This window comes from Achromobacter spanius, from assembly GCF_002812705.1.
GTDB lineage: Bacteria > Pseudomonadota > Gammaproteobacteria > Burkholderiales > Burkholderiaceae_B > Achromobacter > Achromobacter spanius.
Window position 1 is genome coordinate 4,888,596 of the sequence record NZ_CP025030.1, and the last position, 26,864, is coordinate 4,915,459.

The 26,864-nt window shown below is 61.4% G+C and carries 26 protein-coding genes and 1 tRNA gene; 12 read left to right on the forward strand and 15 right to left on the reverse strand.

Annotated elements, in window-relative coordinates; all coding sequences use genetic code 11:
* Positions 1–119: 119 nt before the first annotated feature.
* Positions 120–1,031, forward strand: a complete 912-nt coding sequence (locus CVS48_RS22035) for a LysR family transcriptional regulator (RefSeq protein WP_100856292.1) — start codon at positions 120–122, stop codon at positions 1,029–1,031.
* Positions 1,032–1,061: 30 nt separating this feature from the next.
* Here CVS48_RS22035 and CVS48_RS22040 read toward each other — a convergent pair whose 3' ends face one another.
* Together CVS48_RS22040 and CVS48_RS22045 are read right to left on the reverse strand one after the other, a co-directional pair.
* Positions 1,062–1,460 (reverse strand): RidA family protein, encoded by a 399-nt coding sequence (locus CVS48_RS22040; RefSeq protein WP_100856293.1) that lies wholly within the window; start codon positions 1,458–1,460, stop codon positions 1,062–1,064.
* Between the two features lie 67 nt (positions 1,461–1,527).
* A complete protein-coding gene (locus CVS48_RS22045) occupies positions 1,528–2,715 on the reverse strand; it encodes an MFS transporter (protein WP_100857798.1) in 1,188 nt (395 codons plus the stop codon).
* A 95-nt stretch (positions 2,716–2,810) separates the two neighbouring features.
* Here CVS48_RS22045 and CVS48_RS22050 point away from each other — a divergent pair, with 95 nt between their 5' ends.
* The 3 genes from CVS48_RS22050 to CVS48_RS22060 all read left to right on the forward strand — a co-directional run bounded on the left by CVS48_RS22050 (position 2,811) and on the right by CVS48_RS22060 (position 5,320).
* Positions 2,811–3,404 carry a TetR/AcrR family transcriptional regulator gene (locus CVS48_RS22050; protein ID WP_100856294.1) on the forward strand — a complete coding sequence of 198 codons (594 nt, stop codon included), beginning with the start codon at positions 2,811–2,813 and terminating at the stop codon, positions 3,402–3,404.
* Positions 3,405–3,452: 48 nt separating this feature from the next.
* Positions 3,453–4,874 carry an MFS transporter gene (locus tag CVS48_RS22055; RefSeq protein WP_100856295.1) on the forward strand — a complete coding sequence of 474 codons (1,422 nt, stop codon included), beginning with the start codon at positions 3,453–3,455 and terminating at the stop codon, positions 4,872–4,874.
* Between the two features lie 137 nt (positions 4,875–5,011).
* Positions 5,012–5,320, forward strand: a complete 309-nt coding sequence (locus CVS48_RS22060) for a hypothetical protein (protein ID WP_100856296.1) — start codon at positions 5,012–5,014, stop codon at positions 5,318–5,320.
* A 40-nt stretch (positions 5,321–5,360) separates the two neighbouring features.
* Here CVS48_RS22060 and CVS48_RS22065 read toward each other — a convergent pair whose 3' ends face one another.
* Both CVS48_RS22065 and CVS48_RS22070 read right to left on the reverse strand, forming a co-directional pair.
* Positions 5,361–5,609: a hypothetical protein gene (locus CVS48_RS22065; protein WP_100856297.1), complete on the reverse strand. Its 249-nt coding sequence runs from the start codon at positions 5,607–5,609 to the stop codon at positions 5,361–5,363.
* Between the two features lie 125 nt (positions 5,610–5,734).
* Entirely contained in the window at positions 5,735–7,366 is a 1,632-nt protein-coding gene (locus tag CVS48_RS22070; RefSeq protein ID WP_100856298.1) for a PqiB family protein, read from the reverse strand.
* Positions 7,367–7,464: 98 nt separating this feature from the next.
* Here CVS48_RS22070 and CVS48_RS22075 point away from each other — a divergent pair, with 98 nt between their 5' ends.
* A complete protein-coding gene (locus CVS48_RS22075; RefSeq protein WP_100857799.1) occupies positions 7,465–7,959 on the forward strand; it encodes a GNAT family N-acetyltransferase in 495 nt (164 codons plus the stop codon).
* On the opposite strand, the gene CVS48_RS22080 is transcribed toward CVS48_RS22075, so the two are convergent.
* Both CVS48_RS22080 and kdsA read right to left on the reverse strand, forming a co-directional pair.
* Positions 7,956–8,264 carry a DUF3892 domain-containing protein gene (locus CVS48_RS22080; RefSeq protein ID WP_100856299.1) on the reverse strand — a complete coding sequence of 103 codons (309 nt, stop codon included), beginning with the start codon at positions 8,262–8,264 and terminating at the stop codon, positions 7,956–7,958. The genes CVS48_RS22075 and CVS48_RS22080 overlap by 4 nt on opposite strands.
* 69 nt (positions 8,265–8,333) lie before the next feature.
* Complete coding sequence (kdsA, locus tag CVS48_RS22085; RefSeq protein WP_100856300.1) at positions 8,334–9,191, reverse strand: 3-deoxy-8-phosphooctulonate synthase; 858 nt, start codon at positions 9,189–9,191, stop codon at positions 8,334–8,336.
* 222 nt (positions 9,192–9,413) lie between these two features.
* On the opposite strand from kdsA, the gene CVS48_RS22090 reads away from it, so the two are divergent.
* Positions 9,414–10,631 (forward strand): DUF1444 domain-containing protein, encoded by a 1,218-nt coding sequence (locus CVS48_RS22090; RefSeq protein ID WP_100856301.1) that lies wholly within the window; start codon positions 9,414–9,416, stop codon positions 10,629–10,631.
* A 77-nt stretch (positions 10,632–10,708) separates the two neighbouring features.
* Here the strand turns inward: CVS48_RS22090 and CVS48_RS22095 are convergent, their stop codons facing one another.
* Genes CVS48_RS22095 through CVS48_RS22115 form a run of 5 tightly spaced genes read right to left on the reverse strand, consistent with a single transcriptional unit; the run spans position 10,709 to position 17,532 of the window.
* Positions 10,709–11,293, reverse strand: a complete 585-nt coding sequence (locus tag CVS48_RS22095) for a glycerol-3-phosphate responsive antiterminator (RefSeq protein WP_100856302.1) — start codon at positions 11,291–11,293, stop codon at positions 10,709–10,711.
* Positions 11,294–11,295: 2 nt separating this feature from the next.
* Entirely contained in the window at positions 11,296–12,864 is a 1,569-nt protein-coding gene (locus tag CVS48_RS22100; RefSeq protein WP_100856303.1) for an FAD-binding oxidoreductase, read from the reverse strand.
* The gene (locus CVS48_RS22105) at positions 12,861–14,540 is read right to left on the reverse strand and encodes a glycerol-3-phosphate dehydrogenase/oxidase (RefSeq protein ID WP_100856304.1); all 1,680 of its coding nucleotides are present in this window, start codon (positions 14,538–14,540) and stop codon (positions 12,861–12,863) included. The genes CVS48_RS22100 and CVS48_RS22105 overlap by 4 nt, the downstream gene beginning before the upstream one ends.
* The gene (locus CVS48_RS22110) at positions 14,537–16,078 is read right to left on the reverse strand and encodes an FGGY family carbohydrate kinase (RefSeq protein WP_100856305.1); all 1,542 of its coding nucleotides are present in this window, start codon (positions 16,076–16,078) and stop codon (positions 14,537–14,539) included. The genes CVS48_RS22105 and CVS48_RS22110 overlap by 4 nt, the downstream gene beginning before the upstream one ends.
* Positions 16,075–17,532: an MFS transporter gene (locus CVS48_RS22115; RefSeq protein ID WP_100856306.1), complete on the reverse strand. Its 1,458-nt coding sequence runs from the start codon at positions 17,530–17,532 to the stop codon at positions 16,075–16,077. Before CVS48_RS22115 ends, CVS48_RS22110 begins: the two co-directional genes overlap by 4 nt.
* A 329-nt stretch (positions 17,533–17,861) precedes the next feature.
* Between CVS48_RS22115 and CVS48_RS22120 the strand changes: the two genes are divergently transcribed.
* Positions 17,862–18,098: a toluene tolerance protein gene (locus CVS48_RS22120; RefSeq protein ID WP_100856307.1), complete on the forward strand. Its 237-nt coding sequence runs from the start codon at positions 17,862–17,864 to the stop codon at positions 18,096–18,098.
* Positions 18,099–18,483: 385 nt separating this feature from the next.
* On the opposite strand, the gene CVS48_RS22130 is transcribed toward CVS48_RS22120, so the two are convergent.
* The 3 genes from CVS48_RS22130 to CVS48_RS22140 all read right to left on the reverse strand — a co-directional run bounded on the left by CVS48_RS22130 (position 18,484) and on the right by CVS48_RS22140 (position 21,174).
* Complete coding sequence (locus CVS48_RS22130; protein WP_100856309.1) at positions 18,484–18,843, reverse strand: hypothetical protein; 360 nt, start codon at positions 18,841–18,843, stop codon at positions 18,484–18,486.
* Positions 18,844–19,032: 189 nt separating this feature from the next.
* Positions 19,033–19,638 (reverse strand): hypothetical protein, encoded by a 606-nt coding sequence (locus CVS48_RS22135; RefSeq protein ID WP_100856310.1) that lies wholly within the window; start codon positions 19,636–19,638, stop codon positions 19,033–19,035.
* A 486-nt stretch (positions 19,639–20,124) separates the two neighbouring features.
* Entirely contained in the window at positions 20,125–21,174 is a 1,050-nt protein-coding gene (locus CVS48_RS22140; RefSeq protein WP_242001193.1) for a LysR substrate-binding domain-containing protein, read from the reverse strand.
* Here CVS48_RS22140 and CVS48_RS22145 point away from each other — a divergent pair.
* The 4 genes from CVS48_RS22145 (at position 21,158) to CVS48_RS22160 (ending at position 25,195) form a co-directional block, all read left to right on the forward strand.
* Positions 21,158–22,363 (forward strand): CaiB/BaiF CoA transferase family protein, encoded by a 1,206-nt coding sequence (locus tag CVS48_RS22145; protein ID WP_100857800.1) that lies wholly within the window; start codon positions 21,158–21,160, stop codon positions 22,361–22,363. The two genes, CVS48_RS22140 and CVS48_RS22145, sit on opposite strands and share 17 nt — an antisense overlap.
* Positions 22,360–23,127 carry an enoyl-CoA hydratase/isomerase family protein gene (locus CVS48_RS22150; protein WP_100856312.1) on the forward strand — a complete coding sequence of 256 codons (768 nt, stop codon included), beginning with the start codon at positions 22,360–22,362 and terminating at the stop codon, positions 23,125–23,127. Before CVS48_RS22145 ends, CVS48_RS22150 begins: the two co-directional genes overlap by 4 nt.
* Positions 23,128–23,187: 60 nt before the next feature.
* A complete protein-coding gene (locus CVS48_RS22155; protein WP_242001192.1) occupies positions 23,188–24,153 on the forward strand; it encodes a Bug family tripartite tricarboxylate transporter substrate binding protein in 966 nt (321 codons plus the stop codon).
* Positions 24,154–24,700: 547 nt separating this feature from the next.
* On the forward strand, positions 24,701–25,195 hold the full coding sequence (locus CVS48_RS22160; protein WP_126376298.1) for a hypothetical protein: 495 nt from the start codon (positions 24,701–24,703) through the stop codon (positions 25,193–25,195).
* A gap of 330 nt (positions 25,196–25,525) precedes the next feature.
* On the opposite strand, the gene CVS48_RS22165 is transcribed toward CVS48_RS22160, so the two are convergent.
* Positions 25,526–25,612 (reverse strand) — tRNA-Leu (locus CVS48_RS22165).
* A gap of 47 nt (positions 25,613–25,659) precedes the next feature.
* On the opposite strand from CVS48_RS22165, the gene dapC reads away from it, so the two are divergent.
* On the forward strand, positions 25,660–26,856 hold the full coding sequence (gene dapC / locus CVS48_RS22170) for a succinyldiaminopimelate transaminase (protein WP_167401039.1): 1,197 nt from the start codon (positions 25,660–25,662) through the stop codon (positions 26,854–26,856).
* Positions 26,857–26,864: the final 8 nt, after the last annotated feature.

A 26,864-nucleotide genomic window follows, 5' to 3' on the forward strand; every position in this document is an offset into this window, starting at 1 on the left:
GCGAGCCTCGGAGCATAAGTAGAAGATACGGAAAGTTCTGAATCGATGTCTCGAAGTATGGCGTGCTGCCGCTCCAGCATGTTTAATGTGATCTTAATTTTTTATTAATTTCAAACTAAATGATCACGAGCGACGACCTGCGATTTTTCCTGAGCCTGGCCGCCACCCCGTCGCTTGCGCAAGCGGCGCGCGCCCTGGACGTGACGCCCCCTGCCGTCACGCAACGGCTGCATGCATTGGAAAAACGCCTGGGCGTCCGGCTCGTGAATCGTTCCGGGCGGGGCACCGCACTGACTGACGAAGGCCGATTGCTGGCGTTGCGCGCGGGGCAGATTTGCGGAGAGCTTGGCGATCTGGCCGATGAATTGGCAGGCCGGCGCGGTGTTGTGGCGGGACATCTGCGCGTTGTTGCCCCCTTGGGCTTCGGACAACGTTATCTAGCGGGCCTGGTGGCCAGCTTTCGCACAAGTAGCGAGAACATCACGGCCAGCCTGTTGTTGTCGGATGGGCCGCCCAGACTGGCCACTGACGACTGGGATGTCATGGTCCACATCGGCGAACTGCGCGACTCCACGCTGGTGGCCTACCCCTTGGCGCCCAATCGCCGCATTCTTTGCGCCTCCCCCGCATATCTGGGACGCCACGGCGCCCCCGCGAAACCGGAAGACCTGCGGGACCATGATTGCATCGCCTTGCGCGAAAACGATGAAGACGTAACGCTGTGGCGTTTCAAGCGAGGCCGGGGCCCTGCCGTTGGTGTCCGCATTACCCCCGTCCTGTCCAGCAACACGGGGGCCGCCGCCCTGGAATGGGCCTTGGCTGGCCACGGCATCGTGGCGCGGTCTGAATGGGATGTCGCCGAGCACCTGAAGGCGCGTACGCTGGTGCCGCTATTGGCGGGTTGGAATTTGCCGGATGCCAATGTGGTGGCGCTGGTGAAGTCGCGCCAGGAACAATCAGCCCGAACCGCGGGCTTTTTGGCGTATCTGCGTGAGGCCTTTGCGACGGTTCCCTGGCGCGACCAGCCCTAAGGGCTGGACAACTCCTCGCGCCACGCGACATTAATCCAGCATGGCTTCCGCTTCGATTTCGATCAGCCATTCCGGCAACGACAAGCCGCTGACAATCACCCACGATGACGGCGGTGGCTCGGCCGGAAAGCGGTCGCGTAGCGCTTGGGCAATGACTTCCTGATCCTCGCGCGCCGTTTCGCAGATGTAGATGCGCAGCATGATCACCTGCGCCATCGTGCCGCCCGCGGCCGCCAGCACGCGCGCGATATTGTCGAGCGCGGCCTCGGTCTGCTCTTGCAAGCCGGGGCCGACGGTGCGTTCGTTGATGTCAACGCCGACCTGGCCCGACAGCAGCATCCTGCGCTGCCCGGTGACGATCACCGCCTGGCTGAACCCGTATTGAACGGTGTTGAAAACGGTATCGGGATTGACGACAGTTCTGGACATGCTGCGCTCCTGTGAACGGCGCGCCCCGCAGCGCGCCAAAGCGGCCATTCTAGCGACAGGTGTGGCGCTACGCCGCGCTTGCCGCCGCGCGCGACCGCCCGCCAGGCAAAGCCACCAGCAGCACAACCGCCCCCGCCGCGACCGCCGTCCAAAAGCCCGCTTGCACGCCGTAGTGGTCGACTACCCAACCCGCAATCGCCGCGCCGGCGGCGACGCCCGCCCCCAGCCCGGTCACCAACCAGGTCAGCCCTTCGGTCAGGCGCTGGCCCGGCACGCTGCTTTCGACCAGCGCCATGGCGATGATCATGGTTGGCGCGAACGACAAGCCGGCCAGCAACACGCCCAGCGACAACGTGATCAGATCGTTCACCAACAGCAGCGGCACAGTCGTGAACGCCGTGACCGCCGCCGCGATCGACAGCATGCGGGCAAGCGGCATTTGAAACTTCATGACGCCAAATACCAACCCCGCCACGCACGACCCCAGCGCATAGGCCGACAGCACAAGGCTGGCGCCCGCCGGCACGCCCTGCGCGCGCGCGAAGGCCACGCTCAACACGTCGATGGTGCCGACGATGACACCCATGGCCGACATCATGGCAACCAGCGCACGCATGGATGGCATGCGCAACACCGACGCCTCGCGTCCTGCCTGCCGGACTTGCACCGCGGGCGCGGTGGCGCGCTGCAGCACAAAGGCCGTCACGCCGATCGCCAGCAGCAACGCGGCGGCAAGCGGCCCTGCCTGCGGGAAGAACGCCACGCTAAGCCCCACAGCCAAGGGCGGCCCCAGGATGAAGCTGAGTTCGTCCGCTACCGATTCCAACGCATAGGCCGTGCGCAGTTGGGGCTGATCGCGGAATATTTCGGTCCAGCGCGCGCGGATCATGGCGGGCATGCTGGGCAAGGTGCCGGCCAAGGCGGCGAATAGAAACAGCGTCCAGTCGGGTGCGTTCCACTGCACGCAGGCAGCCAGGCAGATCAACGCCGCCACGCAGACGGCGGCCGCTAGCGGCAACACCCGGCCTTGCCCGTGGCGGTCTACCAGGCGTGAGATGCGTGGCGCGACCAAAGCGGTGGCCAAGGCGAACGTCGCGGCCACGGCGCCGGCCAGGGCATAAGAGCCTCGAACCTCGGAAAGCATCGTGATGATGCCGATGCCGATCATCGGCAAGGGCAGACGCGCAATCGCACCCGCCAGAACAAAACCGATTGCGCCGGGCGCTTTGAACAACTCGCGATACGGATTGGGCACCGATAACCTTTTGAACATTGGTAGACGGGCAGATCCTATTCACATACATTGCGTATGTCAATTAAGATACGCGCCGTATGTCTTTGGAGACCCACATGCCCCGCACACGCGCAGAAATGATCGAGTCCACTCGCAGCAAGCTGCTGGCCACCGCCAGGCAGGCCTTTGAGCGCGACGGCTATGCCGCGACGGCCATGGACGATTTCACCGCTGCGGCAGGGTTGACGCGAGGAGCGTTGTATCACCATTTTGGTGACAAAAAAGGCCTGCTTGCGGCCGTGGTCGAACAGATCGACGATGACATGGACCAACGGCTGAACGCCATTTCAGACGCGGCGCCCGACACCTGGACCGCGCTGCGCGAACGTTGCCGGGCCTATCTGCGGATGGCCACGGAACCCGAGATCCGCCGCATCGTACTGCAAGACGCCCGGGCAGTCCTGGGCATGGCCCCCTACGCGGCGCAGCAACGGTGCGCCGCGTCTTTGGCTGCCTTGCTGCAGCGCTTGATGGACGAATCCGTGATCGAATCCGCCGACCCGCTAGCGCTGGCGCAACTGATCAACGGCGGCCTGACGGAAAGCGCATTCTGGATTGCCGACGCGGACGCGGCGTCGGATTCGCAGCGGCTGGATCGCGCGCTGCATGCCTTGGACCTGCTCTTGCGTGGCTTGCTGCGGTGTGCATAACGCGCTTATTATCCAAGACATAACTTGTTTAAATAATCCGGAGAGCCTGTGACCACCACCCCGACCCTTGAGTCCAGCGCATCGTGGGGCGACTTGCTGCAGGGCGCCAATGCGCTGCGATCGATCGCCCTGGCGGGTGGCGTGGCCCTGCATGCCATCAACGTGTACATCGTCACCACCATCCTGCCCAGCGTCATCAAGGACATCGGGGGGCTGGAGTACTACGCGTGGAACACGACCCTGTTCGTGGTGACCTCCATCATCGGGTCGGCACTGTCCGCCAAGCTGATCGAAACGCTGGGGCCTCGCAACGCCTATCTCTTTGCTGTTGCCGTGTTCAGCGCGGGCGCGATCATCTGTGCGCTGGCGCCCGGCATGCCGGTGCTGTTGGCGGGGCGCAGCGTACAAGGACTGGGCGGCGGCATACTCTTCGCCTTGAGCTATGCCTTGATCCGGCTGGTATTCGACGCCCCGCTCTGGTCGCGTGCCATGGCACTGGTGTCGGGCATGTGGGGCGTGGCGACACTATCCGGCCCTGCGATTGGCGGCATTTTTGCGCAAACGGGACACTGGCGGTTGGCATTCTGGGCGCTGCTGCCAGTAGCGGCCGCGCTGGCCTTGATCGTCGCATTCAAGGTGGGTGGACGGGCGTCGTTGCCGCCCGCGCCGCCCTCTTCCTTGCCGCTGCGCACGTTGGCGCTGCTGGTGGCGTCGGTGCTGGCCGTTACGCTGGCCAGCCTGTCGACGCAGTGGGGCTGGAACGCGGCGGGCATCGCGGTGGGCCTGGCCATCGCGGCGGCGGTTGCTCGCGTCGATTCGCGCGCCCGCCACCGCTTGCTGCCCACGGGCGCCTATTCCATCGGCGCGCAGCTCGGCGCCTTGTATGCCGTGATGTGCCTTGTGGTGGCGGCCATCGCCACAGAGATATTCGTGCCCTACTTTCTTCAGGTGATCCACGGCATGACACCCCTGACCGCCGGCTACATGACGGCCGCGATGGGCGCGGGCTGGACACTTTCCGCCATGCCCAGCGCCACACGCTCGGGGGCAGCCGCCGACCGCCTGGTGCGCATCAGCCCCGTCGTGATCCTGGCTGCGCTGATTGGGTTGTCGGTGATGACGCCTCAAGCATCCATCCTGGCGTCCACCGCCGGGCTCGCCGCCTACATCGTTGCGCTGATGGGCGTGGGTTTCGGTATTGGCCTTGCCTGGCCGCATCTGCTGACAAAAGTGTTCACGGCCGCACCCAAGGGCGAGGAAACGCTGACGTCGTCGTCGATTACCACCGTGCAGCTTTACGCGGCCGCGGTCACCGCGGCGCTGGCGGGTGTGGTGGTCAATAGCGCCGGCCTGGCCGACCCGGGTGGCATTGAGGGCGCGCGGCACGCGGCACGCTGGCTCTTTGCCGCTTTTGCGCTGGCACCCGCGTTGGCGTTGGCGCTGCTGCCCCGAGTGACCCGCGCGGCCTGACGCGCTCCGCGCGCGTGCGCCGCAGCAGGCATTGCCATCAAAATTCGCACTATTCGGACCCGAAATACAGCAAAGGCGGTATAGAACGTCACACGGGTGTTTGCTACGCTCACAGGCACCTGAAGAAGGTGGCGCCCATGAGCAACAAGATTCGAGTCCTTTGCGTTCAACCGTCGTCCATCACCGCGCGATTCGCCTTCATGGCGATCGCCCTGCGGTGGTCTTTGGGCGCTACCCCGCGCCCTACTCGGCTGATGATCGGGCCGCATGACCTGGAACCGATCGGATCGGAATCGGCCTTCTGGCGTTTCGCAATGCGGCATGCGCTCTTCGGTCAGTCATTCCTGGTGACGCGCGGCGGCCACTGGGATGTGGCGGCGTCGGTGGACGGCGACGAAGTCCACGCGTTTGGGCGCAAGTTTGCGCTTAGCCAATGCCTGTATTAGCCGTTTCTGGATGACGCGGGCCAATGCCCAGTTCACGTACCTAGCCGGGCTTGCGTTGAAAGGTCGCCATTTCCTCGGCCGTCCAACGCTGCCGCGCCTCGTCTTGGCAGCACGAGCGAAAAACCAAGGCGCCAACGTCCAGGAATCGGTCCACATCCGCATCCGTCAGTTTGCCCTGCACCTGCAACAGGCAATCCGCATATGCGGACAACACGCCATCCCAACCATCCAACTGGTCCGGCGCTACGGGCTGAGAAATCATGCGCGCCATCATTTCACTATGGTCCATTCGATGTCCCCCCTGGATACTGCACTGACGCCGCAACGCGACGACCGTACGCCCGCAATACCCAGCAAGTGGCATGCCCAAGCGGCCCCGCAGCGATGGCTTTTGTTCTGGAAGACTTCTGGCGCCTACTGCCGTGGCGCCGCATCCGGCGCCCTGCCTCTTAACAGCGCGTCGGGATTCGTCTGCAGATAATCGGATAGCTCCCGCAGCGAGCGGGCGGCGCGGCCCAGCTCACGCAGGGCGGTATCGGTGCTTAACGGCAAACCCGAATCCGGAGCCAGCAGCGCGCTCAACGCAACCAACGACCGGTTGGCTTGGCGCAGCATTGCCTGCGCCTCGGGGGCCAACTGCGTATCCAGCCGCTTGACCAGACGTGACGCGCCACGCAGCGCACCCGCCAATTCCGCGCCGATGGCATCAAACGGCACCTTGTCGACTTTGGTCAGAATGCTATTCAACTGCTGCTGCAACTGATCCAGGTTGTTGGGCACCGTGGGGATGAACGGCCGGTCTTCCATCTTGAATGTCACCGGCGGCGCATCGGGAAACTCGGCCAGCGCCACATAGAGTTGTCCCGTCAACAGATTGCCGATACGCAACTGCGCCCGCGTACCGCGCGCCACCATCGCCGTCAGCAGTTTGCCGCTTGGGTGGGCGGTGTCGGCGCCCGAGAATTCCCTGATACGTCGGAATGTCTGTCCGCCCAGGCGTTCGGGATACACCGTGGCGGAAACTTCCGCAAAGAACTGTTTGGTGGCGTCGTCGAAATCCAGGTTGATCGCGTCGACCTGCCCGATGAGCACCCCGTAGGCGTCAATGGGCGCGCCGACCGCCAAGCCGCGCACCGACTGATCAAAACGCATTCGAATACGCAGCGGCACGCCATCTGGCTGGGCACGGGCGGCCGCTTCATTGGGAAAAATGGTGTAGGTTGCGCCGTCAGCGGCAGCCTGGGGGCCGTCCTGGTCCAAGGTATCAAAGGCCACGCCGCCGATGAACACCGACACCAGGGATTGCGACCGCATTTGCAGGCCGCGCGAGTCCACGCTGAAATCCACGCCGCTTGCATTCCAGAAGCGCGTGCTGGGGTTGACGTAGGCGTCATTGGGCGCGTCGATAAAAACCTGCACGTCCACGCCACCGCCACCCTTGGATAGACCGTAGTTCACCACCTGCCCCACGGGAATGCGGCGGTAATAAACGGGCGAGCCGATATCCAGGGAGCCCAGATCCGTCGCGTGCAGCGTGAAACGCTTGCCGGCGCGGTCCTGCGTCACTTCAGGCGGCACTTCCAGGCCCGTGAATTCGGTTTTCCGTTCGCCCCGCGCGCCCTCTTTGCCCTGGTTACCCACCGGGTCCAGGCCAATGTAGGAGCCGGACAGCAGCGTGCCCAGGCCGGAGACGCCGCTGAGGGTCAGGCGCGGCCGCACCACCCAAAACACGGTGCCCTCCCGCAGCAGGCTGGCGGCGTCATTGTCAACGCGTATCGTCACCACCACGCCGTTGCGTTCTGGATTCAGGCTGACGCGCTCCACCAGCCCAACCGTGACTTCCTTGTACCGGACCTGCGTCTTGTTGGCCTCAAGGCCTTCAGCCGTCTGGAAGTGGATGGTAGCCGTGGGCCCCGCGTTGAGCCAGGCTTGCACCACCAGCAGCAATCCGCCTATCACGGCAATCACGGGCACCAGCCATATCCACGATATGCGGCGCGCCTTGCGCGGCGGAATTGTCGGTGCTGCGGAACCAGACTCGGCCATCGAGGATATCTCCTTCGTGTACGCAGCAGACCCAATCGCCCGCCAGCAAGCGCCTGGAATAGCGGGTAGCATGGCCCTCCTATTTGGAGGAAGTCAACGTGAATATCGCCATCCGCCCCGCGACCCCTACGGACGCGGCCCAGATCTACGCCTTCATCACTGAACTGGCCGTCTACGAACGCGCCGCGCATGAAGTGATCGCAAGCGCCGACGACGTCGCCCGCACCCTGTTCGCCCCCGGGGCGCCAGCCAAGGCCTTGATGTGCCTGGTGGACGGCAAACCCATTGGGTATGCCGTCTATTTCTACAGCTATTCCACCTGGCTAGGCAAGAACGGTATTTACCTGGAAGACCTGTACATCACGCCCGAGCACCGCGGTATTGGCGCCGGACGCAACCTGTTGCGCCACCTGGCGCAGGAAGCCGTGGCCAACGATTGCGGCCGACTGGAGTGGAGCGTGCTGGACTGGAACCAGCCGGCCATTGATTTCTATGTATCGATCGGCGCGCGGCCGCTGGATGAATGGGTGCGTTACCGCCTGACGGACGATGCGCTCAAGCAATTCGCCGAAGGCCGCCGCCAGCCCGCCTAGAACTCGGGCAAATCAAACAGCGTGTGCAGCGTGGAGCTGGGCGCGGGCACGGACGCAAGCCGCTCGCGTCCGTCGTCGGTCACCAGCACCCGCACGGGGCGCAGCGCAACGCTGGTGCCGTCCACGCTGATGGCGGTTTCGACATCCGCCCCGGCCTTGATCGCGTCGATCACCTCGGAGGCCGACGCGGTGCCGGGTTCGGTGACCCAGCCCGGTACGCCGCGCTCGGCCTGGCCCCAGCGCACATAGGTGATGTGCCCGCTGACGGGCTCTTTTCGAACGGCGACGATCACGTAAAAAGACATCCAGGCCTCCCTAAAGTCGTGTGGCCAGGATCGTATAGCAAGTTGCCGGTGATGGCATACCCGCCCGCGTCAGGGTTCAATATCGATGGCCGCAAAGGATTTCACCAGATCGTCCAGTTGCTTAAGCTGGGTCAGGAAAGGTTCAAGCTTGTCCAGCGGCAACGCGCTGGGGCCGTCGCACTTGGCGTTCTTGGGGTCGGGATGGGCTTCCAGGAACAGGCCCGCCAGGCCAACCGCCATGCCGGCCCGCGCCAGCTCAGCCACCTGTGCGCGTCGGCCGCCGGACGCCGCGTCCAGCGCCGAGCGCTGCTGCAAGGCGTGGGTCACGTCGAAAATCAGCGGACGGTTGTTCGTCACTTTCTTCATGACGCCAAACCCCAGCATGTCGACCACCAGATTGTCGTAGCCAAAGCTGGTGCCGCGATCGCACAGGATCAGCTTGTCGTTACCGGCCTCGGTAAACTTTTCAACAATATTCAGCATCTGGGTCGGGCTGAGGAACTGCGGCTTCTTGATGTTGACCACACGCTGGGTCTGCGCCAGCGCCACCACCAGGTCAGTCTGCCGGGCCAGGAAGGCCGGCAACTGCAGGATGTCGGCCACTTCCGCGACCGGCGCCGCCTGCCAGGGTTCGTGCACGTCGGTAATGACCGGAACGCCGAATTCCTTTTTGACCGCTTCGAAGATCTTCATGCCCTCTTCCAGGCCCGGCCCCCGGTAGGAATGGATGGAAGAGCGGTTGGCCTTGTCGAACGATGCCTTGAACACATAGGGAATGCCCAGCTTGCGGGTGACGCGTTGGTATTCTTCACACGCGCGCAATGCCAGATCCAGGGATTCCAGTACGTTGATACCGCCAAATAGCACGAAGGGGCGATCATTGGCGCAGTGGATCGACGAGGAAATAACGACTTCTGGGGCGGTCATGATGGGCGAATCCTGTATGAATTTTGCGGGTGACAGTGCGTAATGTACAACTAGCCCAAGCCGAAAAACGCGCTTGCGGCCCCAAGCAGGCCGTGCCGCGCGGGTCATCGCCCTGCCAGCCATGCGTGGCGTTATCGCTGGACGCGATGGATATCCCTGTCCACAATGACCCGTCGCGGCCCGGCCATTGCGCCGGCCAGCATTTGAATCAAAGGCGGGCTCATGGGTTTCTTAGACACACTGTTCCGGCGCACGCCCTCGCCGGAACAGTTCGCCAAGCTGTTCGTGGCGGCGGCGCGCAAGCAAGGCTTCGAGGGCGACGTGTCCTACAAGGCCGATGAATTCCGCCTGCTGCTGGGCGAAGGCTCGTACTTCAACCTGCACAATGCCTACCATGCCTACTGCAACACGCAGGGCGCGCAGCAAAAGCGCGCCTTGCAGGGTTTTGTCTCGGCCTTGGCCGGCAGCAAGCAGGCGACGCCGCAGCAGGCCACGGTGATCAGGCCGATGCTTCGCGCCGTGATCCGCAGCCGTACCGCGTTGGAAGACGTGCGCCTGCATCACGTGCGTACCGAAGGCGACGATAGCGCCTTTCACCCTGCTTTTCAGCCGTTTGGAGACGATTGCGTGGTGCTGCTGGCGCTGGACCACCCCGACGCGATCTCTACCCTGACCAACGGCCCCGAGGCCGCCTGGCAGTTGACGTACGACGAGGCCTTGGCCATTGCCATCGATAACCTGCGCGACGCGCCGGACAACTTCACCGAACTTGCGCCCGGCGTGTTCCGTAGCGCATGGGGCGACGGCTACGACATCAGCCGCGCCCTCCTGCCCGACATGATCGAACGCGTGCCGGTGCGCGGCCGGCCGGTCTTCATGATGCCCACGCGCGACGTGTTGCTCGTGACCGGTGACAACGACCCCAATGGCCTGACCATGATGGTTGAACTATGCCATCAGGCGCTGACGCAAGGCCGTTCGGTCAGCGCGCACATGTACCACTACGAAGAGCGGCAAGCGCTGCGCTATATGCCCAAGGATTCATCGCTTGCGCAACGCCAGGCGCATCTTGCCCGCCTGCTCGACAAGTCCGACTACGACGCGCAGAAGGCCACGCTGGACCATATCCACGAAGAACAGGGCATGGATATCTATGTGGCCAACTACAACCTGTTCACGGCGGACGACGACCCGGTCATGTCGTTCTCGTTGGCGTCATGGACGCGCGGGGTCGACACGTCACTGCCCAAAGTGGACCGACTGGCCCTGGTGCGCCCCGAGGCCGACGACGAGCTCGGCGAAGTCCGGGTGGTGTCCTGGGAACAGTCGGCGCACCTGCTGGAGCCCCTGCTCACCAAAGAACCGGGGTACCCGGTCCGGTATCGCACTCGCGGCTTTCCCGAAGACACCCAGCTTGCCGAATTGGATGAAGTGCCGTAATCGCGAGGGTAGGCGCTGATCTGTAACGCCCGGGGACACCGCCCTCGCACGGACAGCGGCGGTCCCCCGGGCATATCTCACGCCTTGAGCTGCCTGGCCTCCAGGCCCCACAACGCCGGGTCGCTTGTGGATACGCCCACCGCGCCGTGCTTGATGGCGATGCCGATGTCCGTCTGATTGCAGACGAACCCCGAGGCAACGATGGGCGGCAGGGCGTTCAAGTCTTGCCTGGCCATATGCGTCAACATGGGCGCGGGCATCAGCTGAACCAGGTTAGGATCGCTTTGTTCCAGCGCCTTGACGCTGCGCGGCCAAGTCGAGCGGTCGGTCACGAACACCTTTTGCATGGTGACCATGCCCGCCCGGTTGGCGCGCTGGATGGTGGCCACGCGGGTGGATACCAGGCTGGCCACGCCGATATCGGCCAGGTACTCCACCCCGCCCTTGTCCTGCGACAGGCCCTCGCAACTGTCGATATTGACGATGGCGAATTTGCCCGCGCGGTTCAAGGTGGCGATGACGGGCGCCAGCTTGCGCAGTTCGACGTTGGCGACGATACCGATTTCGGCCACGCTGCCCACGAAGGTGTTGATCTGCTCAAGCCCGTACAGGGTCGCAATGACCGGGTGACGCGCCAGACATGCCCCAAATGACCTATCCATGGTTATCGATCTTCCTGACCGTAAAAGCGCTGATCGCTCAAACCCAGCTTGCCGGGATTCAGCAGGTTCTGTGGATCCAGCTGGCGCTTGACGGCAAGCATCAGGTTGAACGCGCCGCCCAGCGATTCCTGCATGTAAGGCGCCCGCAGAAGGCCCACGCCATGATGATGGCTGAGCGCGGCATTATATTTAATCAGCACGGCGTTGGCGGCATCCCACGCGGCGCGATACCACGTGGCGCGCTGCTCCACCGCGACCTCGCCGCGCAACGAAAAATACAGGCAGGCGCCGTCAACGTAGGCATGCGACTGATGCGCGGACCCTGCCAGCGTGCCGGGCACCGCGTTCACCGCCGCCACCACCTCGTCGTAGATGGCGGACAGGTCGCTCCAGCGCCCGGACATTTCCAGCGTATCGGCCACGAAGCCCGGGCTGCGCTTGAAGCCTTCGGCGCTTTTGCCGGTCAGGTAGCGCGTTTCCAGCCAGCGTTCGAAGATGGCCTCGCCGTCGAGCTTTTCGCCCAATTCCTCGCAGACGCCTTCGCTGATCTGCATGACGGCATCCACCATCTGGCGCGCGCCCTCGTCGGCCACCAGCAACACGTTCAGGTCAGGTCGGTTGAACTGCACGCCGCTTTCCAATTCGTCGTACAGGCGCAGCGCCGCGGGGTTTGCGCCGCGCTGCATGATCTCGCGGCAGGCATCCAGGCCGATGGCAAAGGTCTTGAAACCGTAGGCGATGGCGCGGCCATAGTCGGGCAAACGATGCAGCTTCAGCCGCAAGCGCACGATCACGCCCAGCGTGCCTTCCGACCCGATGAACAACTGCTGAAGGTCCGGCCCCACGGCCGCCCGCGAGTAGCCGCCCACCGTGACCAGACTGCCGTCCGCCAGCACCACGTCCATGCCGAACACCATGTCTTCGATCTTGCCGTAGCGCGTGGACAGTTGCCCCGCCCCACGGCAGGCGGCCCAGCCGCCCACGGTGCTGATGCCGAACGACGACGGCCAATGGCCCATCGTCAATCCGTATTCTTTCTGAATGGTCTCTTCAAACACATCCCCAAACATGCCGGCTTCCACGTCCACGATCTGGCTGTCGCGGTCCACACCGATCAGCTTGTTCAATTGGCACACATCCAGCACGATGCCACCGCGCACGGGCAAGGCCGCGCCCGTGACGTTGCTGCGGCCGGCGGACACGGTGACCGGAATCGCCCCGGCATGCGCAATGCGCATGACCGCCTGCACCTGCTCCACCGACGACACCGCCACGATCACCGCGAGCGGCGTGGCGGGCTTGCCGCCCGTCTCCGACACCATCGATCCGGCCCACCAGTCCCGGGTCCAGGCCACCACGTCGCCCGTGGCGGTCAACACGTTGTCAGCCACGTGGCGCAAGGCGTCAAGCTGCGCGTCGGTGACGCGTACGGGGTCGCGCTGCAAGCCGGCTTCAGCGCCGGCTTCAGCGCTGGTGCCTGCCAAGGTGGCGGCATAGGCAGGCGGCGTGTGCGCGCCCACCACGTAATTGCCCCGGTTGTAGCCGCGCTTGATGGCTTCTTTACTGATCATTGTTCCTCTCCCATGAGTATGGATTTTTCGAGCTTGATGGCAGCCAGGTAATCACTGACCTGCTGCGTGATGGTGGCAGGCGGCAAACCGAGTTCCGCCTGCAAGATCTGTCCCACCCGGTCGGCCGCTTGCGCCGAGGCGTCGCGCGCCATCAAGCGGGTACGCATGCGCCGGGCCAGTACGTCTTCGACCGTGCCGGCCATTTCATGACGCACCGCGTAAAGCACTTCGGCTTCGGTGTAAGGCAGGCCCTGGACAATGGGCGCCAGCAAGGCCGGCGACGCCTGCATCAGGTCGCTGACAAAGCGCGCCTCGGTGCCGTACCGTTCGCCCAGATGCGCCGACATGCCGCCAGACGCCACGATGGCTTGCGGGTCGTAGCCGGCCGCCCCCAGCAGATAAGCCTTCTTGGTCTGGCAGGCGTTGCGCTGCCCCAGCACCTGCTGCGCGGCGTCGATGGTCTGTTCCGCCATATGCCGCGACGTGGTGAGCTTGCCGCCCACGATCGTGACCAGGCCGTCGGCCGACACGCGGATCTCGTGGTTGCGCTTGATCTCCAGCGTCTTGCCGCCCGGCGGCGCCACCAGCGGCCGGCAGCCCGCGATGCTGCCCACCACGTCTTCGGCTTGCAGGTCGGTCTTCAACGCCGAGCGCGCGCCTTCCAGCAGGAAGTCGAGCTCGCGCCGCGTGCAGTAAACGTCATCCAGATTGCCGTCGTAGTCTTCATCGGTCGTGCCCAGGTAAGACACGTCGCCCCAGCGCGTGATGGTGGCGCGGCGGCTGCGGCCGGGCACCGGAATGGTGACGGTGCAGTCGTTGCGGATTTTCATCCACGGCACGGCCACGTGCACGCCCTTGGCCGGACGCACATGCAAGGCGGGCTCGTCGCCTTTTTTCGCGCCGGTCCAGTCGCGCAGCCACACCCCCGTGGCCATGATGACCACACGGGCCCGCGCGCGGATTTCGCGCCCGTCCGCGTGCACGATCACGCCATCGACCTTGCCTTGCGCATCGCGCGTTACCGCCACCGCCTTGGCATGGTTAGCCACCGCTGCGCCGTGAAAGGCGGCGGTGCGCGCAACCGTCAGCGTCAGGCGCGCGTCGTCCACCCGCGCGTCGTAGTAAAGAAAGCCGCCCAGCAGGCCGTCCTCTTTGAAGGTCGGACAATGCGACAGGACCTCCGCCGCCGTCAGCTTCTGGTGCAGGATGCCTTCGCGCCAGCCGCCGGCGATGTCGTAGGTCCACAGCAGGCTTTCAAACGCCTTGGACAAGCGCTTGTCGAACACCCCATCGCGTTCCAGGATGGGAAACAGGAACGGCAAGCGCTGCACCAGATGCCGCGCATTGCGCCGCAAGCGCTGGCGCTCGTGCAGGGAATGGCGCACGAGGCCCAGGTTGCCCTGCTCGATGTAGCGCAAGCCGCCATGCACCATCTTCGATGACTTGGACGAGGTGCCCGAGGCAAAGTCGTCTTTCTCGATGACTGCGACACGGTATCCGCGCAAGGCCGCATCCAAGGCCGCATAAGCGCCAGTAATGCCGCCCCCCACGATCAACATGTCGAATTGTTCGCTGCCCAACCGGTCCAAATGTTCCTGCCGGTTCAGGCGTAATGGCTCGGTGCTGGTCATGTCGGCCCGATCCTTTCTGGGCTGTCTGGATAGCCACCCGATCATTTCTGCAATGCCTCTTGGTTGTCTTGCTTGAACTGTTTTACGTGCCCCAATTCCGACCCGACGCGGGCGTGCCACAGGGCACGGCGGCGCGCGCGCTCACCGGCATCGACAGCGGGTTCGAACACAGCGTCGGTCACGATGGTTTTGCGGGCGTCGTGTAGCGAGGGCCATAGCAAGCCGGACGCGCCCGCCAGATAGGCGATGCCGCGCAGGCTGGCGCGATCCGCCTCTTGCATGCGGCGTATGGGAATGCCGATCAGATCGGCTTGGATCTGCAGCAAGGGATCGCTGCGCGACAGGCCACCGCCCACCACCAGTTCCGACACCCGAACGCCCGACGCTTCCTCGTCTGCCTCGATGCAGCTGGCGACCGAGTGCGCGATACCTTCCAGAATGGCGTAGGCCACTTCGGCCTGCGTGGTGGCCATCGACACGCCGGTCAGCGAGGCGCGCGCGGCGGCTTCCATGCGCGGCACGCGCAGGCCGGTCAGGGCCGGCACGAACGTGACGCCGTTTGACGAGTCCACGGTTTGCGCCAGCGCGCTGATCTCGTGCGCGTCCTTGAACCACTTCAGCTTTTCGCACACCCAATTCAGCGCCGACCCGGTCGTCGCCACAAAGGTCTCGACCGCAAAGTGCGACACCCCACCCTGGCGGCGCGCCGTCATCGTCAGCGAGCCGTCGGACATGCCTGCATTCGCGGGCGGCTCCGTGCCGATGATCAGGTCGACAAAGCTGCCGGTGCCATGCACGCACATCGCCTGCCCCCGGTCCAGGCAGCCCAGTCCGATGGCGCCCGCGTGCTGGTCGCCGGCCGATGCCAGAATCGGCACGTCGATGCCAAGGACTTCCTGGCGGGTGCGCCCGAAGTCATCCGCGTCCTGACGCAGCGTGGGCAACAACTCGTGCGGGAAGCCCAGTTCCTGCACCCATTCCAGGTAGTAGCGATAATCAGCCAGCACGTAGGCGCCGGCGGACGTGGCGTTGGTGGGCGTGGTCACGCACTCGCGCCGTTGCGAAAAGTGCCACAGCAACCAGGTGTCCACAGTGCCGAACGCCAGCCGCTTGTCGCGCCACGCATCCGCTACCTGCGGTGTATCTCGCAGATGGCGCGCGGCCCACAGATACAGCGAGCGCACGCCCACCGGCCGGCCGACGCGCTCGCGCAGCCGCGCATCCCATTGGGGGGCGAGCAGGTCCAATGCATCCACAAAGCGCGTGTCTTGCCAGACCATGGCGGGCACCAGCGCGCGGCCCGTTTGCGTATCCCACAGCACCGCCGTAGCGCGCTGCGTGGCCAGCGCCAGCGCCACGATCTCCTGGTCGGCACGCCGGGCATCCGCGATGGTGGCGCGGCAGACCTTGATGGTTTGGTCCAGGATGTCGTTGGCGTCCTGCTCCACGACGCCCGGCCTGGGCGAGTCCACATGCAAGGCCGCGTACTGCAGGCAAGACACCTGCCCATCGGCGGACACGGTGGCGGCGCGCGTGCCGGACGTGCCTTCGTCTATGGCCAGAATCACATTCTTGTTTGTCATCGCGAGGCTTTCCCAATGGCGGGGTCCAGGGCGGGCAGCACGACGTCGTCCTTGAACTGCGGCGCGCCGGCTTCGTTGTCAGGGTTGATGGTGGTACGGGTGGGATCCCACTTGATCACGAAGCAGATGATGCTGGCGACAAGCGGCACAATCGACAGGATCAGGAAGGTCTTTTCCAACCCGTAGTTTTCGCGAAAGAGCGGAAACACCAGCAGTCCGATCGCGGCGCCTGTCGAACCCAGCGCGCCGATGATGCCGTTGGCGCCCGCCCGCAATTCGCTGCGAAACGACAGCGACGACAGGCTCTTGCCATTGGCGCCCGGCCCACCCGAGTGAAAGAGGATGAACAGCGAGGGCACGATGACGGCCACCCACAGCGGCATCTTGCCGTGGAAGGTGCCCAGGATCAGCAGCATCAGGAATACCGCGGCGAAACCGAATGCCGACGCGCGCCGCAACCCCAGCTTGCGGCCGATGTACGGCGACAGGAAGCCGCCGAAGATGCCGAACACGTTGAACACCAGGGCGCCGATGGTGGCGAAGATGAAGTCCTTGCCGAACAAGGCGGCGCTGATCAAAGGCAAGTACCAGCCCACGGCGAAATACTGGATGGACTGGCCGATCTGGACCGTGGCCGCCAGGATGGTGCGCGGCAGGTAGACGCCGCGAAAGATCAGCAACACGTTGGCCATGCCACGCTTGGCCTGGTTGGTCACCGGCACCCGTTCATGCATCGGCGCGGCAACGAAGGCTTGCCCGTATATGCGGGTCATGGCGCGCGCTGCCTGCTCGACTCGCTCTTTGCGCGCCAGCCAGATCGGGCTTTCGATCATGTAGCGCAGTTGCAGCACCAGGATGACGACAGCGAAGATGGCGGTGGCCGCCACCGAATAGCGCCAGATCGAATCGCCCACGTCCCATGAGAAAAACAGCATGGCCAGCAGCAGGTTCGTGCACACGGCCGTGTACCACATGCCTTGCCAGGTGTTCAGCCGACTTTTGAATTTCAGCGGCGTGAACTCGGCCAACACGGCCATCGCAATGGCGAAGTCGATGCCGTAAGCCGCGCCGACAAAGAAGCGACCCACCAGAATGACCTCGAAACTGGGCGCAAACATCACCAGCAGCGCGCCGATGACGGCCAGGAACTTGGCAATGATCAAGGGCCGGATGCGGCCCCAGCGGTCGGCCATCCACCCGCCGATGGGGTTGAAGGCGATGGCAACCCACGCTGCGAACGACGTCATCAGCGCCACTTGACCGGCAGTCAAGCCCAGGTCGCGCGTCATGGGGCCCAATGCCGCGCTCAGGGCGGAATTGGCGAAGGCATCCAGGAATAGTCCGCCCAGCGCCAGCCACCAGATGAGGCCGGCCCGGCCCGTGATGCCGGGGCGTGAATCGATATAAGCGATGACATCGTCGATGCCACGTATTTTTACGGTCGATGATTGCACAGTCGTCTCCTCTTGGAATTATTTCTGTAAGAGGTCGACGCAAACTGCGCGCAATAAAAGACCACCCTACAGATGGTCTTTTATCTAAATCTGTGCGGTGACTTTATGGGCTGCGCAAGGGGGTGTCAAGAAGAAGGCGTATCGGGATAAACCCTGTTTCCCGAGACTTTTTGGGCTTGGAAAAAGTATCCAAAAATCCAAAAAAGTATAAGTAATACGGTTAATTTATATGTTTTTTTCTTTATTTTTCAATGACTTGCATTAATTTTGCAAGCAGGCAAACTACGCGCATTCTGAAACTCCACCCAACAAGCCAAAAGAGGATTCCCATGCGCTTAATCACCGATCAAGAACTCAGCAATATGTCGACCGAGAACAAGCGTCGCCGTCATTTGGAACTGGATAAGAAGCTTGAGGTGGCGGCCAGCCGTGGCTGGGCCTGCGCCCACCGCATTGAAGCCACCCGTGCCAAGGTCCACGCGGCGATCCAGTCGGACGTGGAGCTGGGCCGCGATGTTGAGCAGCGCACGGAAAAGCGGCGCGACCGCGTGAAGTTCAAGAACTGACCGGCTGAATCCAGAGGATTCGCGCCAAGCTGGCGCCCGGCATCCACCCAGGCTACGGCCCCCGGACTGAACCAGCCCCGACTGGCTCAAAAGCAAAAACCCCCTGGCTCAACAGCCAGGGGGTTTTGTCATATTGGTGGTGCGGACAAGGGACTCGTAAACGCACCACTAGTGCGGCTTCGAACAACTGTTGGGGCAAAATTTTCGGCGCCACGAAGAAAAGTCCCATTCCCGACCTACTCCAGCCCGGAATGCTGACGTTTGCGTCCGACCGAGGCATGATGGCCCGCGGTTTCGAAGAGATCGCTGGAAAGCGCTACTGCCAGGGATGGTGGATCCGATGGCTTGAGTCGTGAGATTCCTTCTCCCGACTATTACCCCAACGTCACTTCAACAGCTTGCTATTCAGTAACGCAGCCATCTTAGCTTTTGCTCGAGCCACAAAGGCGTCCTCAGTTTCTGTGTCATGTGGTGGAGCAATCGCGTGGCTCAACTCTTGCGTGAACTCCTTGCTCATCACCAGTTGTGCTACGCCCTTGGCGAACTTGCTTTCCTCGCTCTCGCCACTTCTCCACCCCGTGCCGACTATCACCGCCCCCGCGAAGACACCTCCCACGCGCGACTGCACCGTTAGAGCCGAAGATTCGCGCACTTGCGCGCTATCCGGACGCGCGAGGAAGTCGATCAGACTCTCAGGCTTTCGCTGGACGAGGCTGCTCAATTGGGTATTCTTGTCGTCAGCCATGGGAACGCCCCTTTTGAGATTTGTAATAGGATCGGAAGACATAGTCGAACGCATCGACAGTGGCATCTACCACCTTCTTCTTTGTCGAGTCAGGCAGCTTTTCCCAAAACCCAAAGAGGCTCGAGATAAGGCTTAAAAACCAGCCAAACATAATAATCATCCGTGTTGTAGAAACGGTTACATTCTATATCAACACGATATGCCGTGGCTGGACCGAACGATTCTTTGGGCATCTTGCGCCGCAGCCCGTGCAGCTGCGTATGGCCTTGAACGAAAATGAGTTTCGATTGCGAGCCACTCGGCATCAAGCGCCTTGGCGCGGAGGTAAGCGTTGGCCTTCTTCCCGTGAGAAATGATCACTTTGGGCTTGACCCAATCAAGCAAAAAGTCAAAGTGCCTGGTGACTCGCTGATGCGCTTTAACGTCGCCAGCGGCAGGAGCTTCGGCCGCATATATATTCGTCTCCAAACATCGGAACTCTCCGAGCTCCTCGCCCGCAGCGATGAGTGCGTGAATCGTCATACGGCTATGCGAAAACTCGGCCTTCGACCTTCCAGTTTTAGTCTTCTGCGTTGCTCGAATAGCCCGAATTTCCCCCAGCACATCCGAACGTCTCATGCCGTACCCCGGTTCCCAATAGCTTAGAAATTGCCGTCCTGTAGCCGTAGCGGGGTTATATCCCACGATAAACACGTCGCACAGCAAAGGACTGCCCTCACAGATAAACGGACGAAGGTCATGCCCATCTCCGACAATTTCCAATAGCTCTTTTTCGAAACGCAAAAAATCTTGCATAGTTCACTCCTTTAACAGACCTACCGGAGCAGTAGGCCAGGGTCTTTGCCGGGTGGTTCGGGTTCTGATCCGGACTAATTCGGGGTTAGGGTCACCGTGAGACTGATCTTGCTATTTGCGCGGGTGACAGCGTCAATCACATCGAAAATTGTCACGGCGATCTAAGGTGCACCGGCTAATACCCTACGGGGCCTATGGAGAGGTTGTGTATCTTATTGGTGCTTGACGACGGCGGGAGGGTATGTGGGAGAAGCGTGGGATGCCAGTGGGCATACCTTGCGGGCAAGAGCGTGGTCAGGCGGAGCCTGTCAAACGTTTTTCCATCAGCAGTTGTACGCGGGTCGAGCAAGGAGAGCCGGGCGGTCGCGAAGCGATCATCCGCATATCCCAGGGGTCGGATAAACGTGGTTTGATTTAGTCCTGTTTTAAGGTTTTCGTATCACGCACCATTTCCAAATTCGCAAAAGGTCGAATTAACGCCATCGCTCACTTGGGACTCTCTGCCTTTACTACGGCGCAACCCAACCACGCCCGCTCCGCTATCAAGCGCGCTATTTCCTGTTTGCACATGAAAATAACCGATTCAACGGCCTCGGTGGGTAGCTGACTTTCGCTGACACAAAGAACCAAATCCCGCGATAGCGTGCGGTCTAAGGCATGCGCCTTAATAGTTCCTTCTGCAATTTCAGGATGGGCGGCCGAGAACGGCAAAATTGTCGCTGCCATAGCGCTTCGCACGGCTGGGATCAGGATAGCTGAAGTGCTGGCTTCCGCAAATAAATTGCATGCACACCCAGCGGTTAGAAATGCATGATCCACCCGCGTGCGCAGCGTATTCGGGAGACTTGGAAGCATTAGCGGCAAATGTGCAAAGTCCGCGATTCGAAGGATCCGTGCTGGCAACGAGACGCTAGAGTGCGCCAGCAGAAAGAGACTCTCACGAAATATTGATGTAGTGAGCATTCCCTGAATGGGTGCCTGGTCCGGAGAGAGGGAAAAGTCGACGCGCCCCTGAAGCACGAACCTCGTCAGATCCGCACTGGGCAAATCGACTATTTCCAGAACAACCGACGGCAACTCCGCCTTGGCCCGACGCATCAAAGGTAGCGCGAGCATCCGCGCTGTGCTCGAGGCCAGTCCAATGGAGACCGTGCCCGTGATCTGATCCGTGGTCTTCGAAAGAAGGCTGCGCGTGCTATCGACCTGGCGCAAGATTGTCTGCGCGTGTCTATGTAAGAGCAGCCCTTCGGCCGACGGCTGTACGCCCCTAACTCCACGTACGAGCAGCGGAACTCCCAGCTTCGCCTCAAGCAGGGACATTTGCTGACTCAGTGCTGGTTGCGCTACATGCAGGCTCTCTGCCGCACGGGTCATATTGCCTAGCTCCACCACACGGACAAAGTACTTGAGCTGACGAAGGTTCATCGAATAGGAAAATCTTATGTGTTGATCGGAAAATAGTATTTTTTTCTTCGGTTTACCAATGCCTAGAATGGGCGTCCATATGAGGATGCCTAAAATGAGTTCCCCACTCAAGGGTTTGAAAGTTCTTGATCTGACACGCGCGCTGTCCGGCCCTTTTTCCACCATGATCCTGGGCGATCTGGGTGCAGAGATAATAAAAGTTGAACCGCTTCCAGCGGGCGAGATGTCAAGGAAATGGGGTCCTTTTGAGAATAATCTCAGCCTCTACTACCTCAGCGCCAACCGAAACAAGCAAGGCATAGCAATCGACTTCCGTGAGCCTGAGGGTCTGGCGCTCTTGCGAAGCATGTCCATCGCCTCGGACATCGTGGTGGAGAACTTCAAGCCCGGAACGATGGATGCCATGGGTCTGGGCTATTCGTCGCTGTCCAGAGAGCGTCCCGACCTGATAATGGCGTCGATCTCAGGTTTCGGCTCCGTCGGCCCTGCTCGACATTGGCCAGGTTTCGATCAAGTTATCCAGGGTTACTCGGGCTTCATGAGTTTGACTGGCACACCTGAATCCGGCCCCATGCGTACCGGGGTGGCCATCGCTGATTTGTCGGCTGGCATGTGGCTGACCATTGGCATTTTGTCGGCGGTTGTCGAGCGTGCCTCCACTGGAATCGGGCGCCACGTCGAGACCTCTTTACTTGCAGGGCTGATGTCATTGCTCGGTGTTCAAGGTCAACGTTATCTGACGACGAATGAGGTCCCCCAACCGAGCGGAAACATGCATCCGGTTATTGCACCCTACGGCAGCTTTGACGCATCAGATGGGCCTCTGAACTTAGCCCCCGCGACTCAAGCGATGTGGGCCAGACTTTGCGACATCGTCGACGTTCCGCATCTGGTGGAGGATGAGCGCTTCAGTACTAACGCTGCACGCCTCGAGAAGCGGGAAGAACTACGGCAAGAACTCGAAAAAAGCCTTAAGCGAAAAACTCGTCTGGAGTGGACCTCGCTATTGATAGAAGGCGGCATTCCGGCAGGTCCCATCAACACTCTCGCCGAGGCATTCGCTGACGACCAGGTGACGACATCTGGCTTGCTGCGCACCTTATCGCATCCAGTGTTGGGCGAACTGAAGCAAGTTGCTCTCCCTCTGATATTTGGTGCGGACGAAGCCGAAAGCTATGCGCCGCCTCCGGCGTTTGGCGAAGATACACGCCAAGTCTTGTCGCAATATGGGCTCTCAAGCATCGAGATAGACGGCCTGCTGGCCCGGGGCATCGCTTACCAGGCGCAGGTGTCCAGGTGAAAAATTGTCCCAACTCCCCAAGCCTGTCCGTGGACGGATATTCCGCGACGATCCGCCTGCGAAGCCCCGAACATTCAAATCGGCTGGGGCCAGTTGACTTGGCCGCGATCAGGATGCACTTGGACGCGGTCAATTCAAACACAGCGATCCGCGTGCTTCGCTTCGAGGCGGAGGGCAAGACATTTTGCAGTGGTTATGACATCTCGTGCTTCGGCGCCGCATACACACCTGGCGCGCTCTATTTTGGTGAAACCATAGATCTGATCGAAGCAGCGCGCCCCATCACGATTGCCGCAATTCATGGAGGCATATATGGGGGAGGCACCGACCTCTGCCTGGCATGCGACTTTCGCATAGGCACACCGCAGGCAGAAGCTCTTATGCCTGCGGCGAGCCTCGGCCTACACCTCTATCCAGGAGCCCTGTCGCGCTACGTTTCCAGGCTGGGTTTGAACCAGGCGAAACGGCTATTTTTGATGGGTGAGCGCGTGCGTGCCGACGAAATGCTGCGGATTGGGTTTCTAACCGAACTTATTGACGCAAGCAGGCTCGAGAGCCGGTTGATCGAAATAAGTGAGCGAATGGCCGCGATGGCACCCATTCCGCTTTTGGGCATGAAGGCCCAGCTCAATCGCATTGCTCGAGGAGACTTTGATATTCGCTCAATCGAAGAGGCAGTGATGCTTTCGGAGGCCTCCGAAGATTTCGCCGAAGGCCTCTGCGCATGGAAGGAACGGCGCATACCGAATTTTAAACATCGCTGAGATTCGCGTGCGATGTGCTCATCCATTTGTGGCGACCGAATCCGGTTAAAGGAGTTTCAGGTGAAAACTATAATTTGTACTGTCACCATTGCTACGGCAATTTTGGCAGGATCGGCCGATGCCCAATCTGCACCGCTGTATCCTTCGAAACCCGTAAGTCTGGTTGTGGGCTTTCCTCCAGGCGGGGGAGCAGACCAAGTTGCCCGCATCTATGCAAATGCGCTCTCGAAGGAGCTCGCGACGCCGGTGATAGTGGAGAACCGCCCGGGTGCAGGCTCCACGATCGCCGCCAGCAGCGTCGCCCGTGCAAAGGCGGATGGCTATACGATGTATCTGGGAAACGCCAGTGTCATGGGCAGCGACAGCGTTCTCTACAAGGTTGACTATAGGCCCGACGACTTCATCCCCGTTGCGCAACTCACTCTTAGCCCGCTTGTATTGATCTCGAACTCTCGACTCGGTCTGAATAACGTACGTCAATTGATAGACAGGGCGAAAAATCAACCCGGTGCTCTCAATGTTGCTTCCTCCGGCAACGGAATCGTCACTCATATGGCGGCCGTCGAATTCATGCGACTCGCAGGGGTGAAACTCTTGCACATCCCGTTCAAGGGCGGTGCCGCAGCCGTCCAGTCGGTCGCAGCTGGCGACACCGATATTTCATTTGCGACCGCCTCATCGGCCAGAGCTGTTATCGAGTCGGGTAAGGTGACAGCGATAGCAGTGACCTCCGCCCATGCATCACCTTTGATGCCCTACCCCCCAATTGCCGATACGGTTCCCAACTATGAACTCACGAATTGGTGGGGGTTATTCGCCCCGAAAGACACGCCACCAAACGTTGTAGAGATTCTGTTCAGTGCTAGCAAGAAAATCCTTGCGGAGGACGACGTACAGCAAAGACTGTCTGCAAATTTCGAGCAAGCGACTCCGTCTGCCTCTCAGCAAGAATTCGCGGAGTTTGCCCATAGCGAAGGAGAAAAGGCGCTACGGCTAGCGAGAGACAGTATGGCCACGGCGAACTGAAGCACGGGCACGGAGCCGCCGCAAGCAGGGTCTGGTTGTATGTCGAGTCCCTGGCGATTTTGCTGGTTCGCCGATTTAGTTCCGCGCCGCTTAGCGCACCGATCGTCCCATTGGCCGAACTGAAGATTGAACCTACCGGCGGCAGCCCATACTCGCTTTTCATTAACAACGGCCTACTTGGAATGTTGGTGCCCTGTTTGGCTGCTGTCTCGATATCCGTGTGCATGCTCATGCTAACGAAAGGCATTTTGGCAAGCCGAAAATGGTACCAAGCCCGCGCGGCATGAACGCGCCAAGCGGATTCTGGTTCGCTCGGAAACTCAATGAAAAATCACCAAATTATTTGCTCAGCCGCGGTATTTACCGTCGACCGCTGGCTGTACGAGTTTTGCTCCTGAGCCAAGGAAGATTGCTGCAAGCAGCCCTACGTAAGCAGCAAATTGGTGCGACCGAGAAGCAGTAGCAGCGAGGATCAGACATCTTTATCTTCATCAGCTATGCCTTCCCTCATCGGGAATGGCTGGCCGTTTGAAAAATGGAGTACATCTTGCAGCAGAAACAGCCCACTCATGAACATCGAAACAGCACGTTAATGGCTTCGTCCGCGATGAAGGTCGCAATAGGACTGGCCTTGATCGTCGTGGTGCTGGCCATGGCTGGAAAACTAATTGAAGAATGGGCAACCGTTCTATGGCTGGTGTCCATGGGCGGACGCTTCTGGGGCGCTGTTTTTGTGGGACTCATCTGCGTCGCATGCGCTACTTGGGCCGGGTTGGTCAGTTGTGGCATGAGGGAAACAGAGGCCCCGATAACGCCTGGCGCATCAGAGCGTAAGGCAGCATTCTTGTTCTGGCTTGACGCCACGCTGATTGCGGGCTTGGTGATTTTCATTGTCGCTAACTTCGCCCTGTACGTTTCGTACAGCTCTTTCAGCGGACTGAACATCTATCAACAGATCGCTGTGGCCGTTATGCACGGTTCCATCGTCATGGGGATTTTCGTCCTTAGCGCGCACGCCGTGATCGAAGTCGGAGGCCACTGATGGATCGAAAGATATATGCCGTGGAGGTCACGCCAGCCAAAATGACCCGACCGTGGAACCCACTCCCATTGGTGGCCCTTGTTCTTGGGCGATACCTCGTCGGGGAACGGTTCCAGAACCTCGACCAACGTCTAGACGCTGGCAAAACGTGCCCACTCCCCCCCTTTGGCGTAAATCCTGGCGTGGATTTGGCGTAGCAAAGCAGGCGATTTAATGGGGATCGCAACGCTGCAGGCAAAAGAAAACCCCCGAGGCATACGAATGCTCGGGGGTTGTATGACATTGTTGGCGTAACGCTAAAACAATGTCAGCTCAATGTGAGCTAATACGTGGTGCGAAGGAGGGGACTCGAACCCCTACACCTGTTACGGCGTCAGGACCTAAACCTGGTGCGTCTACCAATTTCGCCACCTTCGCTAAAGGTCAAGCCCGCTATTGTAGCTTGCTTGTTAAAATCTTGCGTCATGAATCCGCGCCTCGATGCTTTACACCCCTACCCGTTCGAAAAATTGCGCGCGTTGCTGGCCTCTGCCAGCTCGCAGCCGGACGGCCTGACGCCCATCAACTTGTCGATTGGCGAGCCCAAGCACGCCGCGCCCGAGCGCGTGGCGGAGGCGATCCGCAGTCACATGGACGGCTTGTCCGTCTACCCCTCGACCAAGGGCGACCCAGCCTTGCGCCAGGCAATATCGAGCTGGTTGGCGCGCCGCTACAGCATCCCCGCGCCCGACGCCGACACCCAGGTGCTGCCGGCGCTGGGTTCGCGCGAAGCGCTGTTCGCCTTCACCCAGACCGTGATCGACCCGTCGGCCGGTTCGGTGGTGATCTGCCCCAACCCGTTCTACCAGATCTACGAAGGCGCCACCCTGCTGGCGGGCGCGACGCCCTACTTCGTCAACGCCGACCCGCTGCGCAACTTCGCCAGCGACTGGAACCAGGTGCCCGACGCCATCTGGAAGAAAACGCGGCTGGTGTTCGTGTGCTCGCCGGGCAACCCGGCCGGCAACGTCATGTCGCTGGACGAATGGGAGACGCTGTTCAAGCTGTCTGACCGCCACGGTTTTGTCATTGCGTCGGACGAATGCTATTCCGAGATCTACCTGGACGAGGGCGACGCCCCGCTGGGCGGCTTGCAGGCCGCGCGCCGCCTGGGCAGGGACGACTACCGCAACCTGGTGTGCTTTTCCAGCTTGTCCAAGCGCTCCAACGTGCCCGGCCTGCGTTCCGGCTTCGTGGCGGGTGACGCTGCGCTTATCGGCCGCTTCCTGCTGTATCGCACGTATCATGGCAGTGCCATGAGCCCGCTGGTGTCCGCCGCCAGTGTCGCCGCCTGGACTGACGAGGCGCACGTGAAAGACAACCGGCGCCTGTACCGTGAAAAGTTCGACGCGGTTGTGCCCATTCTGGAAAACGTGCTGGATGTGTCACGGCCGCAGGCCTCTTTTTACCTGTGGGCGGCCACGCCGGGCTCGGATACGGCGTTCGCACGCGACCTTTACGGCCGCACGGGTGTTACCGTTCTGCCGGGCAGTTTTCTGGCGCGGGAGGCACACGGAGTGAATCCCGGCCAGGGCCGCATTCGTATTGCGTTGGTGGCGCCCTTGGCTGACTGCGTGCAGGCAGCCGAGCGCATCGCCCATTTTGTACACACTTCTGTTTGATCAACCTT